This is a genomic window from Chitinibacter sp. GC72 (assembly GCF_009760905.1).
GTDB lineage: Bacteria > Pseudomonadota > Gammaproteobacteria > Burkholderiales > Chitinibacteraceae > Chitinibacter.
Genome location: NZ_VIRW01000010.1, coordinates 54,148 through 68,909, shown reverse-complemented (window position 1 = coordinate 68,909; position 14,762 = coordinate 54,148). Strand labels below are relative to the sequence as shown.

14 protein-coding genes are annotated in these 14,762 nt (G+C 56.0%); 4 read left to right on the top strand and 10 right to left on the bottom strand.

Going from position 1 to position 14,762, the window contains the following annotated elements; all coding sequences use genetic code 11:
• Nucleotides 1-6: 6 nt before the first annotated feature.
• The gene (locus FLS37_RS10310) at nt 7-240 is read right to left on the bottom strand and encodes a chaperone NapD (protein WP_157669829.1); all 234 of its coding nucleotides are present in this window, start codon (nt 238-240) and stop codon (nt 7-9) included.
• Nucleotides 237-734, bottom strand: coding sequence for a ferredoxin-type protein NapF (gene napF / locus FLS37_RS10305; protein ID WP_157669827.1), 498 nt, complete (start codon nt 732-734; stop codon nt 237-239). Before napF ends, FLS37_RS10310 begins: the two co-directional genes overlap by 4 nt.
• A gap of 152 nt (nt 735-886) precedes the next feature.
• Between napF and FLS37_RS10300 the strand changes: the two genes are divergently transcribed.
• The 4 genes from FLS37_RS10300 (at nt 887) to FLS37_RS10285 (ending at nt 5,176) form a co-directional block, all read left to right on the top strand.
• Complete coding sequence (locus tag FLS37_RS10300) at nt 887-2,857, top strand: histidine kinase (protein WP_157669824.1); 1,971 nt, start codon at nt 887-889, stop codon at nt 2,855-2,857.
• Nucleotides 2,854-3,504 carry a two-component system response regulator NarL gene (gene narL, locus FLS37_RS10295; RefSeq protein ID WP_157669821.1) on the top strand — a complete coding sequence of 217 codons (651 nt, stop codon included), beginning with the start codon at nt 2,854-2,856 and terminating at the stop codon, nt 3,502-3,504. Before FLS37_RS10300 ends, narL begins: the two co-directional genes overlap by 4 nt.
• 120 nt (nt 3,505-3,624) lie before the next feature.
• Nucleotides 3,625-4,008: a DUF1801 domain-containing protein gene (locus FLS37_RS10290; protein ID WP_157669818.1), complete on the top strand. Its 384-nt coding sequence runs from the start codon at nt 3,625-3,627 to the stop codon at nt 4,006-4,008.
• A gap of 190 nt (nt 4,009-4,198) precedes the next feature.
• The gene (locus tag FLS37_RS10285; RefSeq protein WP_157669815.1) at nt 4,199-5,176 is read left to right on the top strand and encodes a hypothetical protein; all 978 of its coding nucleotides are present in this window, start codon (nt 4,199-4,201) and stop codon (nt 5,174-5,176) included.
• A gap of 100 nt (nt 5,177-5,276) precedes the next feature.
• Here FLS37_RS10285 and FLS37_RS10280 read toward each other — a convergent pair whose 3' ends face one another.
• The 8 genes from FLS37_RS10280 to ccmC all read right to left on the bottom strand — a co-directional run bounded on the left by FLS37_RS10280 (nt 5,277) and on the right by ccmC (nt 14,749).
• Nucleotides 5,277-9,008, bottom strand: coding sequence for a PAS domain S-box protein (locus tag FLS37_RS10280; protein WP_157669812.1), 3,732 nt, complete (start codon nt 9,006-9,008; stop codon nt 5,277-5,279).
• 44 nt (nt 9,009-9,052) lie between these two features.
• A complete protein-coding gene (gene ccmI, locus FLS37_RS10275; protein WP_157669809.1) occupies nt 9,053-10,012 on the bottom strand; it encodes a c-type cytochrome biogenesis protein CcmI in 960 nt (319 codons plus the stop codon).
• Complete coding sequence (locus FLS37_RS10270) at nt 10,005-10,589, bottom strand: cytochrome c-type biogenesis protein (RefSeq protein WP_232522566.1); 585 nt, start codon at nt 10,587-10,589, stop codon at nt 10,005-10,007. Before FLS37_RS10270 ends, ccmI begins: the two co-directional genes overlap by 8 nt.
• Nucleotides 10,590-11,147, bottom strand: a complete 558-nt coding sequence (locus FLS37_RS10265; protein WP_157669807.1) for a DsbE family thiol:disulfide interchange protein — start codon at nt 11,145-11,147, stop codon at nt 10,590-10,592. It abuts the gene before it with no gap.
• A complete protein-coding gene (locus FLS37_RS10260; RefSeq protein WP_157669805.1) occupies nt 11,144-13,117 on the bottom strand; it encodes a heme lyase CcmF/NrfE family subunit in 1,974 nt (657 codons plus the stop codon). The genes FLS37_RS10265 and FLS37_RS10260 overlap by 4 nt, the downstream gene beginning before the upstream one ends.
• Nucleotides 13,114-13,563, bottom strand: a complete 450-nt coding sequence (gene ccmE / locus FLS37_RS10255) for a cytochrome c maturation protein CcmE (protein ID WP_157669803.1) — start codon at nt 13,561-13,563, stop codon at nt 13,114-13,116. Before ccmE ends, FLS37_RS10260 begins: the two co-directional genes overlap by 4 nt.
• Nucleotides 13,560-13,769, bottom strand: coding sequence for a heme exporter protein CcmD (gene ccmD, locus FLS37_RS16985; RefSeq protein ID WP_255446433.1), 210 nt, complete (start codon nt 13,767-13,769; stop codon nt 13,560-13,562). Before ccmD ends, ccmE begins: the two co-directional genes overlap by 4 nt.
• Before the next feature lie 227 nt (nt 13,770-13,996).
• The gene (ccmC, locus tag FLS37_RS10245) at nt 13,997-14,749 is read right to left on the bottom strand and encodes a heme ABC transporter permease CcmC (protein WP_157669800.1); all 753 of its coding nucleotides are present in this window, start codon (nt 14,747-14,749) and stop codon (nt 13,997-13,999) included.
• Nucleotides 14,750-14,762: the final 13 nt, after the last annotated feature.

Sequence of the window (14,762 nt, the reverse complement as noted above, 5' to 3'; positions counted from 1 at the left end):
GCAGGCTTACTGCTCGTCGTCGCAGTATTCGTATGCCAGCGTGGTGGAAATAATCCCGTCAAACGACTGGATTGCTGTCAGCGCTTCGCTGGTTCGATAGCCCGGCACATCTTCCACCGTAACAATCAGGCGGCCTTCATGCTCCTGATGCAGCTCCAGCCCCGGCACGGTGAGCAATTGCTGGCGAACCAGCGCCATTTTGTCCGGCAAGGCGCGAACGACCAGACTGTACATATTCATGCTGTTTTTCCTGTTTGGATCATGCCGATGGCCTGGCTGGGGCAAGGTGCAATGCAGGCACCGCAGCCGGTGCAGGCCTCCGGATCGAGCTGCGGCTGCGCCACCTTGCCAGGCTGCAAAATGAAACGGATGGCGCGCGCATCGCAGCTTTCGCCACAGACGCGGCACTCGACGCCCTGCTCGGCCAGACAGCGATTGGCTATCTCAATGACTATCGCCTGCTGCCAGGGCTGTGCGGCGCTCAAAGCCGGGGTTGGGCAGGCTGTGCGACATTCGCCGCAGAAGTTGCACTCGCCCCGCGTAAAATCAAGCTCGGGAAAGCCACCGTCACCGCGGACAATCATCCGCGTCGGGCACGCTTCGACACAGGCATTGCAGCGGGTGCAATGCTCGCCAAACTGCGCAATCGCCCACGGCGGGCGAAACACCACTGGGCTTTGCGCTACGGGCTTGCGGCCAAACAGCAAACTGCGGCGGGACTGGTCAACGGACATGATGGCTCTCTTTGTTGTCCTACAGACTAGGCCTGTGCCTGCTGTGCCACAATTACACCGAAGGGGTAGCATCTGCGATCCCTACCCACTCGTGGGTATATAGTGCTGTCAGCCAGAGCAGGAAAATACGCCTTGAGACTTCTGGAGTAACCGTGTTGATTCGCCCCCTCAAACTCAGCCAACTATCGCTGATTACCCGCCTGTCGCTGGCGCTGCTGATCCTGATCTTGCCCGGCGTGCTGAGCTTGCTGATTAGCGGCTGGATGACCAATCTGTCCTCGGGCGGCGGCGAGGCAATCAATATGGCCGGCTCCTTGCGCAAGCAGTCCTATCTGATTGCCGCCACCGCACTGGCACCTGCCGACCCCATCCCCGGCTCGCACCCCAATTTGCGCGAAGTGATCGCCGAATTCGAGCGCCGCCTGTACCACGACAGCATTCGCAAGGCGCTACCGCAAGACGACAAGGATGTCGTTCGCATCCGCTTTAACGAAATAGAAAGCCGCTGGCGCAATGAAATCCGCCCCGGCCTTGAACGCGATGATGCGCTGTACGCCAGCATACTCTTACCCAGCACGCATCAGTACGTGCACGAAATCGACCAGTTTGTTGATGCGCTGGAGCAGGCGCACGAAGAGCGCCTGAAGCTGCTGGCCCGGCTGCAATGGATTTCCCTGCTTACGGTATTCGGGGTATTTTCCTGGATACTAATCTGGGCTTATCGTGCAATCACATACCCCCTTAGCAGTATGGCTAAAGTGGCCAATCTGGTTGAGTCGGGCCACTATGCCGCCCGCATCAGTACGCCAGCCAGTGGTGAAATTGGTACACTGAAAACCGCGCTGAACCGCATGTTCAACGAGCTGGAAAACAGCTACAGCCAGCTTGAATCTCGCGTCGCCGAAAAAACCGCCGAGCTGGAGCAGAACCAGACCGCGCTGCAGTTGCGCTACCGGATCAAGGCGCTGCTGGCCGATCACGAACCCGATCAGACCATTTTCGACTCGGTTCTCAAAGCGCTGGGCGAATTCATCCCGCTGCAAAACGCCGCCATCTGCCTGACCGAAACCAATCCGCGCGACATCCCGCTCAAAAGCGCGTTCAAGCTGGCCAATAACCAGCAGGAAGGCATCCGGCTGGGCTGCCTGGAGCAAGATTGCGCTGGCTGCATCGAAAATAGCCAACAACGCCAAAATAGTGATCCGCATAGCCACCCGCGCAAGGAGCTGGTATTTCCGCTGCTCGACAGCGGCATCACTTACGGCATCATGCCACTGACGCTGCAAGACGGCATTACACTGAGCAGCTGGCAAATGCAGGTGCTGGAAGACGTGAGCCACAATCTGGGCGCGGCGCTGGCCGGATCGCGCCGCAAGCAGTCGCTACACCGGCTGGCGCTGTTTGAAGAGCGCTCGGTCATCGCCCGCGAGCTGCACGACTCACTGGCGCAGGCGCTTTCCTACCTGAAAATCCAGGTTGTGCGCCTGCAAAGCCAGCTGAACGACAAACCCGATGACGCCCAGGCCACGCTACAAGAGTTACGCGAGGGGCTCAATGCCGCCTACCGCCAGCTGCGCGAGCTGCTGACGACCTTTCGCCTGCAAATCAATCAGGGCGGGCTTAACGCCGCCTTGCAGGCCACGATCAAGGAGTTTTCCGAACGTACCGGCATCCAGATCGAGCTGGCCAACCACCTGCTCGGCATCGAGCTGGCCGCCGAAGAGGAAATCCACGTGCTGCAAATTGTCCGCGAAGCGCTGGCCAATGTGCATCACCACGCCATGGCACACAGCGCCCAGGTGCATCTGGCCTGGATAGGCAATGAAATTGTCGTGCAGATCAACGACGATGGCCACGGCATCAACCCCAGCCCGGAGAGGGCGCAGCACTATGGCCTCTCGATCATGCGCGACCGCGCGCGCAGCCTGGGTGGCCGCCTGAGCATCCAGCCCGGCCCAGTACAGGGCACGCAGGTGATTTTGCGCTTTATCCCCAGCACGCCTTTTTCGAACCGGGAATCGCACAACGACACACACACGCCCTCCCCGGCTAGCCAGCCAGAAAGCGACCAGCCGGATCAGCCGTCTTTCAACCGCCATTCCAATCAGGATCATTCAGCATGAATTCAGCGCTATATCGCATCGTTGTCATCGACGATCACCCGCTTTTTCGCAAAGGTGTGGTGCAATTACTCGCCCTCAACCCGCAATTTCAAGTCGTTGGCGAAGCCGCTGGCGGCGTTGAAGGGGTCAAGACCGTCGCCCAGTTGCAGCCTGATCTGGTGATTCTGGACCTGAACATGAAAGACATGGACGGCATTGCCACGCTGCGCGAAATCAAGCTGCTTGATCTGGACAGCAAAGTGGTTATGCTAACGGTCTCGGATGAAAGCCGCGATCTGGTCAACGCCGTACGTGCAGGCGCCGACGGCTACCTGCTCAAGGACATGGAGCCCGAAGACATTATCGCCCGCCTGCAGGAAGCGCTGGATGGACAAATGGCCATCCCCGAACGGCTGGGGCGCGCACTGGCGCTGGCCCTGCGCGAAGACGACACCATCGATCGCAACCAGCAAATCTCGCACCTGACCGAGCGCGAACAGGAGATCCTGCAATGCCTGGCGCAAGGGCTATCCAACAAACTGGTCGGCCGCGAGCTGGGCATCGCAGAAGGCACAGTAAAAGTGCACGTCAAAAGCCTGCTGCGCAAACTCAACTTCCGCTCGCGACTGGAAGCTGCGGTGTGGGCGGTGGAGAATGGCATCAAGTAAACGGCGGCCCAATCCGGGCCAAGCCCTCGCAAGCTGCGTGGTGACAAGGGCCCGTTTATCCCTGGATGATAAGCAGGTAAATTGATGCTCACGCGATCAACATCAGCCAGCGAGGTAGCCATGAGCAATCGATCAAAGCATCAATCAGCAAAGCAATCCGTCCAGGCGCTTGTGGACGACATCCGTTTTGTAAGCCCGCAAAATTATGAAATTGTCGAGGCCGTAGGCACGCTGGTGCGCGAGAGCGTGGAGCTTGATGCCGAAGAGGTGAAATACGGCGGCATCCTGTTTACGGCAGGCGTGCAGTTTGCCGGTGTTTTTGCCTATCAGGCGCATGTTTCGGTCGAATTTGGCAGCGGCGCCAAAATCATCGATCCCTACGGCTTGCTCGAAGGTCAGGGCAAGGTCCGTCGGCATCTCAAGCTGCACTCGCCTGAGCAGATCGCACAAAAACAGCTGGCGCACTATCTGCTACTGGCACAGCAAGCGGCTACAGCGAGCTGAGACCAGGTTGATTTAACCGCATAATCAGACAAAGAAATCGGAAAAACCGAACATTCAAATTGATGGTCATTACTCATTAAAATCAGCGCACAAGCAGGCTGAACGACATAGGTTCAATCATTACGGCCTCTAGGGTCTGTTGACGTTAGCCCAAGCTTGTCATGCAAATAATGATTTTGGAGGAGTCAAAATGACACATCAAGCACTGTTTATCAGTATTGCCACAGCCTTGGCGAGTTTGAGTGCGGTCTCATCAGCATATGAATTCACGGCAACGAATACCTTTGACAGCAATACAACGCAGATCAAGGTTAACTGCGACAACCACCCCAAAGCACTTAAAAATGCACTTGAACGTAAAGTGCCGGCACGCGAAAAAACACGTCTGGTGATCTCGGGTGAATGTCACGGGCCGCTCTACATTGAGCAAGGCAATGTTGAAATCGTGAATGACGCGAAGCGAAGCGGCTCGCTGCGTGTCACGCAAGCCAATGCCGAACAAGTGGCCATCCTCGTGCAATCGGCCATTGTTCGGCTGGAAAATTTTAATATCAATGTGCCCTCAGGTATGGCGGCAATTAAAGCCCAGGCTAATGCAAGCGTGGCGATTGACGGCATGAGCACCAATGCCAAAAGTGATTGGGAAGTACCGCGAGGACAATATATTGCCACCGATAGCAGCAGCCTATTCCTGAATCATCTCAATGAAGCCGAAGTACTGGTGATCGGCGCTTCATCTGCCGACTTTGGTGCTGGCAATACACAGACCACACTCGATGTACGCGATACCTCAGCAGCCAAATCAAGCGGAGAAGCCAATACATTCAAACAGGTTCAAGTTTCTGCCAACGCCTATTTCCTGGCAGACAATAAAGCCCGTATTGCTGCACTGGGTATCTGGGGAAAAGCGGCGGTAGAAATAAATCGTGAAAGTGAAGTCGGCAAAATTGATATGGGTGGGCAAACCATGTTCGCGGCCTACCGCAAATCGTCGGTGACAGGCCCATATGGACTTTATGGCAATGTGGTCTTTGAGCTGGAGCACTCAACGGCAAGCAATTGGGTCACCCCAGCAAAACCACACTCCATATTTAGCGGCAACAACGCCACGGTAAATTCAGTGCTTTATCCTGGCTGGAGCTGGAGCGGACAAGGCAGCAATCCTTAACAGCGCATTCATTGGATCATGGCCAATCCGGGCCTCAATACCCGAATTGGCCATCACTGGCGGCCAAAGCAGCCAATGAGCATTGGCTCGCTGACATTGCTCATGCCTCAGGCTCGGACTGCCCAAAAATATACACCCTATTGCGCCCGGCTTTCTTCGCCATATACATGGCATGATCAGCGTGCTGCATCAAATGCTCTTCATCTTCCCCGTGCCCCGGATAAATAGCACCACCAACACTGGCTGAAATATTCAGGCAATGCTCATCAATCAGAAACGGATTTACGAGTGCAAGGCGCAGTTTCTCAGCAACCTGCTGTACATCCTGCAAGGATTGCACCGCAGGCAGAATCACCACAAATTCATCCCCCCCAATCCGAGCCACGGTATCGGACTCCCTGACACAGGCCAGCATTCGCTGCGCAGCCTGCTTAAGCAACACATCACCAACTGCATGGCCAAAGCTATCATTCACTGGTTTGAACTCGTCCAGATCGACATACAGTAAACCGACCAGAGAGCGATTACGACGTGCAACAGCCAGCGAAAGGGACAATCGGTCAGCGTATAAAACACGATTGGGCAAATTAGTGAGCAAATCGTAATGAGCCAAATGATTAATCTGTTCTTCTGCAATTTTTTTGTCAGTAATGTCGGTAAAAATTGCAATCCGCCGCCGCGCTAAGCCATCCTCATCATTAATGCTGCTGATGTGCATATTGACCGGATAACTGCGGCCGTCTTTGCGCTGATTCCACAATTCACCATGCCAAACGCCCCTCTCCACAATAGCCTGCCACATGTCACGGTATAAATCCGGCGTTTGCTGAGGGGATCTCATCAACTTGGGGTCATGCCCTAGTACTTCTGTCGCGGCATATCCTGTAATCGTTTCAAATGCCGGATTAACAGCAACAATCCGGTTTGCGGCATCAACCACCATAATCGCTTCACTACTGGCCATATAGACCGAGTTAGCCAGCAGCAATTGTTCTTCTGTGCGTTTGTGCTTAATCGCAACGCCAATTAACTTGGCCGCCTGTTGTTGCAGCTCGGCATCCGCAATAGAGCGCCCACCTACCTGTTTGTGAAATGAAACGAGAATGCCTTCAACCACATCCCGGTCCGAAACAATTAGCTCAGAGCGGCAAAGCTCGACCCCCTCAACCGGCGTTGCGCTCACCCCATCCTGACCTGCTACATTGTGCACAGGCATGGCAACTTCGGGCTGTTTTGGATACCAGAGCAAAGGCAGACAGGTGCCTGCCAGTGCATAACCACCTGCTTCATCATGATTGAAAGTGGCATAAATCAACTCATCATCTTCTGCCTCAAGCATTGCGATTAATACATCAAGTATTTCCTTGAGCCGTACTCCACGAGCCAGCATTTCCATCACATTACTGCGCATTGCCTCTTTGCGCTGCATGCGTTGGCGTTCATCAATATCGGCATGCGTTCCTATCATACGCAAAGGCTGGCCATCCTCAGTGCGGCTGACGAGCATCCCGCGCGCCAAGATCCATTTCCAGCGTCCATCACGGGTCCGAACCCGATATTCGCACTGATAAAAGGGGGCCTGCCCACTCAGATGCGCCTGCACAGCAGCCTGCCGCAAAGCCTGATCCTGAGGATGCTGATGCAACATCCACTGCGCCAGCGTAATTGACTGAGCCTCCTCTCCGGGATAGCCGATCACTGTCATTTCCTGACGGGAGAACAAAATTTCACCCGTTTGCAAATTCCAGTCCCACACACCGTCACCCGCACCTTCAAGTGCAAATTTCCAGCGCTCTTCACTCACCCTTAAAGCTTCTTCAACACTTTTCCGCTCGGAAATATCCTCCACGATTGACCAGATAAACTGTTCACCATTTTTGCCATGAATCAGCAAAGCATTTAGGCTTACAGGCACCCATTGGCCATCTTTGCGGACATACTCTTTCTCATATGGGCCATAGCGCCCCTGCTTTCGCAGTTGTTCGAGCTGAAGCTGATCACTTTGGCGATATTTTTCTGGTGTCAGCTCCAAATGATCCGACTGCTTCAACTCTTGTTCGCCATACCCTGTAATCCGTCGAAACGATTCATTAAACTCCAGATAACGGCCATCCATATCCGCCAGCGCAATGCCTAAAGGCGACAATTCATACAGTCCAGTCAATTTCTCGGTACTTTCGGTCAACTCGGCAATTTTCTCATCAACCAAGGCTTCAACCCGTGCAGCGTATCCCGTTCCCAGCATCAGAAATGCCCCCAGCAAACTGATACCCAGAATACTGGCGGCCAGAACAGCGGCACTTTGCCAACCTCGGTGCTTGTCCAGATAAATGGGACTGGGTGAAGTCGCCAGCAAGAATTCGCGCTGACCATAGATGAGTTTTTGCTGCCAAATTGCAGGCGCGCTAGTACTTGGAAAGGTGTTGTAAACGACTTGGGCGGTGCCAGTGTCGATCAAGCGGATATGCAGCAGCTCCTGATCCGATGGCAGTATTTTTGCCATGAACTGGTCTGCCTGGATAATGGTCAGAACGATACCGTCACCAGAGCGGGAATTCTTAATGGCATGCAGCAATAAAAACCCAAAAGGGCTCTCGGGCGTTTGCAACAAATGCAGCGGCGGAGTTGCGACACCGCGTCCGGTCCGGATTGCTTTGGCCAATGCTTCAGCCCGATTAGGGGTCGAGAGGATATTAAAGCCCATTGCAGCCTCATTCCCCGGATAAGGCTCGATATAGGTAATCGGGTAATACACAGCTCTTGGGAGTGCAGGATGTAGCTCATTGCCGCTATTTCTATCCTTAATCTGAAACCCTGGAATGCGTGCTTGCTGCTGCGCCTCAAATTGAAGCCGCCGGGAGGATTCGACACGGGGGGCCCATTCGATGGCGCGTATCATCGAAAAACGCTTAAGTGCTTCTTTGGAGAACCGCCGAAATTCATCGGCCGTTACGTCATCAGTTCCGGCAAAAAAACCATGTGTCTGTTCCAGCAAAGACTCCTGGTTATCCAGCCGAGCCTGGACACTGTCTGCAATTCGCTGTGACAATAAACGAAACTCGACCAACGACTCCGCTTGCTCCCAACGGCTCACATGGACATACAGTACGACCAGCACGGAAAATGCAAACAACATGGGGATAGCAACGGTACTGGCCCGTTTGCGCCACAGGGCACGGGGCCGACCGGCAACAACCATCGTTAATGGCAGCAAAATCAGCAAACCCAATGTATCGCCGACCCACCACATCAACCAGCTGAGCATGAAATTACTCTGCTGCACCATGCCAAGAATAACCAAGGCACTCACTGATAATGTTGCACTAATCAGGCAGATCAAAGGGGACAGCAGCTGAAAGGCCACCACATCCCGCAAGTTATCAAAAGCGGCAGGGTAATTCACGATCTTGCGCAGCAACCAGCCGCCCGCACAAGCTTGAATCACGGAAGCGCAGGCAATCCACAGCGCCGCAGTGCAGCCAAGCACGCTAATTGACTGGGTACTTTCATACCCTATCCATACATTGAGCAGAAAAGAGCCCAGTAGAACACCGGGAATCGAGCGCCTTCCGGCAATGAATGCCGCCGTAACTGCAATGCCCGCAGGAGGAAAAATGGCAGATGCATAACCGGGAGGAATAGCCAGCAACAGGCTAAGCTTGCCAGTCAGCACGTAGGCAAAACAGATGACCGCCGTGATCAGTACAATGTGCAGCGAGGTATTCTTCTGCGGTAATGCCAGAATGGTTCTGCTTAATGAAATGGCCACGATGAAAGCTTTTTTCTTGGTCTTGACGTTGATATAGCAGATTTTGACACGAATCCCGCCCACAACTTTGATTACCTTGCCCCCTTGCCTTCAGCTGTAGCGAAATATTACTCAGGGTTTTGGGCATGTGCGCTGGCGGCTTGGGACGCCGCTTTCTGCGCGTCTTCTTTGACCAGACGGATTTCTTCACGCAGCCATTGGGCGTCTTCCGATTCGCTCTCCAGCAGCGCGAGCAGTTTTTCCCACCACTGAATGGCCGCCGCGTGATCACCGCGTTGCAGTGCGGCGCTGCCGGCGAGCATCAGCGCGTCGGGTTCGCGCGCGTTCATTTCCAGCGCACGCGCCAATAGCTGTGTTGGGCGACCAGCAAAGCTATTGTCGCGCACCGCGAGCGAACCGGCAAAGCGGGCCATCTCACCAGCATCCTTTTGCACTGCAGGCCAGGCTTTTTCATAGGCTTTCACCGCCTCGTCGTAGCGCGCCAGTGTGCGATAGCTGCGCGCCAGCATCAGCCAGCCTTTGACGTTATCGGGCTCGAGCGCCATTTTGGCTTCCAGGCTTTTCACCATGCCTTCGATTTTGGCTGCGTCCATCATCGCGTTCATGCTGCCTTCAGGCGCGGCCTGGCGATTAAGCGGATTTAGCGCGGCTGGATTGCCCAGCTGGAAATACAGCAGCGCGGCCAGCAGCGGCAAACCAATGCCGATAAGCCCGAGCAAGGCGGAGCGTGACTGTAATGTGGAACCGCCAACCGCCGCGCCAGCACCGACATCAGCCCCGGTATCAACCGTGCTTGCAGAAGCCACTTCGCTTCGCCCGGCCTCGGCAATCAGCCGCGTTTCGGCCTCGGCCAGACTGGCGGCGTATTCGGCCTGATTAAGGCGGCCTGTGGCCACATCGGCCTGCAACTCGGCCACGACACTGGCATGCATCTGATAGCGCGCGCGGCGCAAGGCTTCGGTATCGGTCCGGATGCTGGCGTTTTTATCCTGCCGCAAGAGTGGGTACAGCAGCACCAGCAGGGTAAGCATCACCAGCGCGGCGCACAGCAGGGCAAATTCATTCATGGCTTTTCTCGGCAAATTCGCGCTGCAAACTCGCTAGCGCTTCCTGATTAGACACTCGATCGGACAGCGGATTGGACGCTTGATCAGATGAGCGACCAAGAGGCGATACATCAGCAGGTATATGCTGCTGTCTCTTTCTGGATATGCCGTACATAAACATACCCATAGCCAGTATTAACAGACAAAAAGGCCCCAGCCAGAGCAGCAAGGTACGACCACGCCACGGCGGCCGATAGGTGACAAAATCACCATAGCGCGCAGTCAGATAGTCGATAATCTGCGCGTCGCTGCGCCCGGCGCGGATTTGCTCACGCACTTCGCGGCGCAAATCTTCCGCCAGCGGCGCGCGCGAGCTGGCCAGACTTTCGTTCTGGCAAACCAGACAGCGTAATTCGCTAGACAATACGACCAGCCGTTCTTCGACCGCCACGTCACTGGAGATGGCGCTAGACGCGGCGCTGGAGATGGAGTTAGAAGCTGCGCTGCTATCGGCGGATATTCCAGCCTGACTTGGCGAAACCAGCGCCGCACTCAGCAGCCATAGGGTGGCGAGGCGCATTGCAAATTTCATCAACATTTAGTGAGCCCCCGCCACGCGCGCGGCTTGCAAAGCCGGAATAATTTTGTCACTCATCACCGCATCAGTAACCGGGCCAGTGTGTTTGAGCACAATAATGCCCTTGCCATCAATGACAAAAGTTTCCGGCACGCCATAAACGCCAAAATCAATCCCGACCCGGCCGTCTCGGTCGGCAATCACCTGGGAATAGGGGTTGCCGCGCCCTGCCAGCCAGCGCCGGGCGTCAGCGTCCTGATCCTTGTACGCCAGTCCGATCATCGGCGCACCCAGCTTGTCTTTCCAGGCATTGAGCACCGGATGCTCGGCAATGCAGGCGCTGCACCACGACGCCCAGACGTTGAGTATCCACGGCTGGCCTTTTAATGCTGCGCTGGCAAATGGTTTCTTCAGATCCGTTTGATCCGCCTGATCCAGTCTGTCGAGCGTAAACGCCGGCGCAGGCTTACCAATCAATGGCGACGGAATCTCACGCGGATTGAGCCGCAGGCCCACAGCCAGCAGCAGCGCGAGCGCAATAAACAGCAGCAATGGGATGATGGACGAAGAGCGCTTCATGCTGCGGCCTCTGCTTTTTTCTTCAAACGATAGCGCCGATCACTCAAAGCCAGCACCCCGCCCAGTGCCATCAGCACGCAGCCAGCCCAGACCCAGCCTATCAGCGGTTTGTAATGCGCACGGATCACCCACGCACCGCTAAATGGATTGGCTTCCAGTGGCTCGCCCAGCGAGACATACACATCGTAAAACGGTGTGGAATGAATGTCGGCCTCGGTCATCGGCATTTTGCTGGAGAAATACTGGCGCTTTTCCGGGTGCAATACGGTGATGGTCTTGCCGTCTTTTAATAGCGCAAGCGAGCCGCGCAAGGCGGCATAATTGCTGGCGCGCTCGGCACTCACGCCGTCAAAGCGCAGCAGGTAGCCGCCCACGGCCAGCGTGTCGCCATGCAGCATTTTGACGTCATCCTCACGCTCGTAGCCCGAGACCACCGTGACGCCAGCGACAAACACCGCCACGCCCAGATGCGCCAGATGCATCCCGTTAAACGAAGCAGGCAGCGCCCGGATGGCGCGCCAGAACGAGGCCTGTTTTGCATAATTGAGCTTTAAACGCCCCAGCCAGTCGAGCGCAGCGGTGAACGCCACCCACAGCGCCAAACCCAGCGCCAACGCCACGCCCCAGCGCCAGGTGCTACTCCAGAGCAATGGCAGCAACAAGCCACCCACAACCGCCATGACCGCAGGCAGGCGCAAAGCCGTCACCAGCTCGCCCGGCGCGTGACGTTTCCAGCGCATCGTCCCCACCATACCGACCAAGAGCAGCATCGGCAGCATCAGCGGCACAAACACAGCATTGAAATACGGCGGCCCGACCGAGAGCTTGCCCATGCCCAGCGCGTCGATCAGCAGCGGATACAGCGTGCCCAGCATCACCGTTGCACACGCCACGGTGAGCAGCACATTATTGAGCAGCAGCAGCGTTTCGCGCGAGCACCAGGCAAATACGCCACCGCCTTCCATCTGGTACGCGCGCCAGGCATATAGCAGCAGCGACGAGCCGATCACCACGCACAGAAAAATCAGAATAAACATGCCGCGAGTCGGGTCGGTGGCAAAGGCATGCACCGAAGTCAGCACGCCCGAGCGCACCAGAAACGTCCCCAGTAAGGAGAGCGAAAAAGTGGCTATCGCCAGCAGCACCGTCCAGTGCTTAAAGGCGTTACGCTTTTCGGCTACCGCCAGCGAGTGAATCAGCGCCGTACCCGCTAGCCACGGCATAAACGACGCATTCTCAACCGGATCCCAAAACCACCAGCCGCCCCAGCCCAGCTCGTAATAGGCCCAGGCGCTGCCGAGCATAATGCCTAACGTCAACGACACCCATGCCGCCGCAGTCCACGGGCGGCTCCAGCGCGCCCACGCAGCATCGAGCCGCCCGGTGAGCAAGGCGGCAATCGCAAAAGCAAACGCCACGGCAAAACCGACATAGCCCATATACAGCAGCGGCGGATGAAAGACCAGGCCCGGGTCTTGCAATAATGGATTCAGATCATTGCCTTCGGGCGCGGCAGGCAGCAGGCGGGAAAAGGGGCTGGAAGTGAGCAAAATAAACAGATGCAGGCCCACTGCAACAAACCCTAGCACGCCCAGCACCAGCGCGCGCACCTGCAGCGGGATGCTGCGTGCCAGCAAGGCCACAGCTGCAGTCCAGCCGGAGAGCATTAAAATCCACAGCAGCAGCGAGCCCTCATGCCCGCCCCAAACTGCGGCAAATTTATATAAATCAGGCAAGAGCCGGTTCGATTGCTTGGCCACATAGATCAGCGAAAAATCATCCAGCAAAAAAGCCACCGCCAGCAAGGCAAACGATGTAGCCAGCAATAATAATTGCCACACCGCTGCCGGGCGCGTGATGCGCATCAAAGCCACACTGCCCGTCTGCCCGCCAACGATGCCGCACACCGCCAGCACCAGCGCGACCAAGGTCGACAGAATCAGCGTAAATAACCCCAGTTCACCAATCATTGAACGGCCTTTTTCTCGATTGCCCGCTGATGCGCCTTGTTCACGGCCTCTTGCGCTTCGGGGGGCATATAGTTTTCATCGTGCTTGGCCAGCACTTCGGTCGCGGTAAACACTTTGCCGTCCCAGCTGCCCTGCGCCACGACGCCTTTACCTTCCTTGAACAAATCAGGCAGCAGGCCTTGGTAGTGAACCTCAATGGTTTTGTCGGTATCAGTGACGGCAAATTGCAGCGTGACCCCATCGCGCTGGCGCTGTAGCGAATGCTCGGCCACCATGCCACCAATGCGGAAAGCGCGCCCCTCGGGGGCTTCGCCTGCGACAATCTGGGTCGGGCTATAGAAAAACACTAGGTTTTCGCGAAAAGCATTGACGACAAAAAAGGCCACCAGGGCCAAGGTCAGTAGCGCACCTGCGACCCAGAGCATACGTTTGCGGCGTGGGCTCATTGCGCGCCCTCCTGTTGACTGGCCTTGTGTTGATCCGCCACCTGTAGCCCTGCCACCTGACTGCGCGCCAGATTGGCCAGCATGCTGGCGCGGGCGATTTGCCGCATTGTTTGTCTGCGGGCATGAGCCAGCAATACACCCTCCATGCATATGGCTACAGAACAGGCTATAAAAGAGCCCCAGACATATACCCCATAGCCACCCATGGCAATAAATTCGCTCCAGCTATTCCAGTACATTGCAATTCCTTCCCAATTACCGCGATTAATTACCGCGATTGAACATGCTTGAAAAGTAGCGAGCGCCCGTCAGAGCGTTGAGGCCGGAACGCAGCAACCGGAATGTACTGAAGTACATGAAGATTGCGAGTACCGCCCGATGCGCTATCACGGAGCGCGCACCCCAAGGGTACTTCCTTCAGGGCGCAGCATTTTTAAAGTATGTTCAACTCCTGTACCCAGCGTGTACTCGCTTCGCGCTGCAAAATCAGCACCCGCACCCGTCTAAGCGTCATCGCGATGCTATACATCCACGCTGCCAGGCTCATCAGCAACATCGCGGCGAGCATGACACCGGCCATGCTGCTGCCCTTGCTGGAAACCGACGCCCCTTGATGCAGTGTGTTCCACCAGTAGACCGAGAAATAAATCACCGGCACATTGAAAACCCCCACAATCGCCAGCAACGATCCGGCCTGATCGCTGCGATCCGGGTCATCAATGCTGCGCGTCAGCGCAATAAAGCCCAGATACAGAAAAAACAGCAGCAGCATCGACGTCAGCCGCGCGTCCCACACCCACCAAGTGCCCCACATCGGCTTGCCCCATAGCGCACCAGTCACCAGCGACATCAGCGCCATCCATGCGCCAGTAGGTGCCAGCGCCTGCGCCATCAAAGCGGAAAGACGCGTTTTCCACACCAGATGAATCACCGACCAGAACGCCATCACGATATAAATGAACATTGCCATCCAGCTGCTTGGCACGTGCAGATAAATAATCCGGTAGCCATCGCCCTGCTGCGCATCCGACGGCGCAACTGCCATGCCTATCCACAACCCGATGGCTGCCAGCACCACCGCCAGTGTCATCAGCCACGGAATCGCCTTACCCGCCAGCGGGTAAAACGTGCTCGGTGCGGCGTAGTGAAATAAATGCCAGTTAACTTTGTTTTTTGGAGTATCCATGGTCATTTTTGTC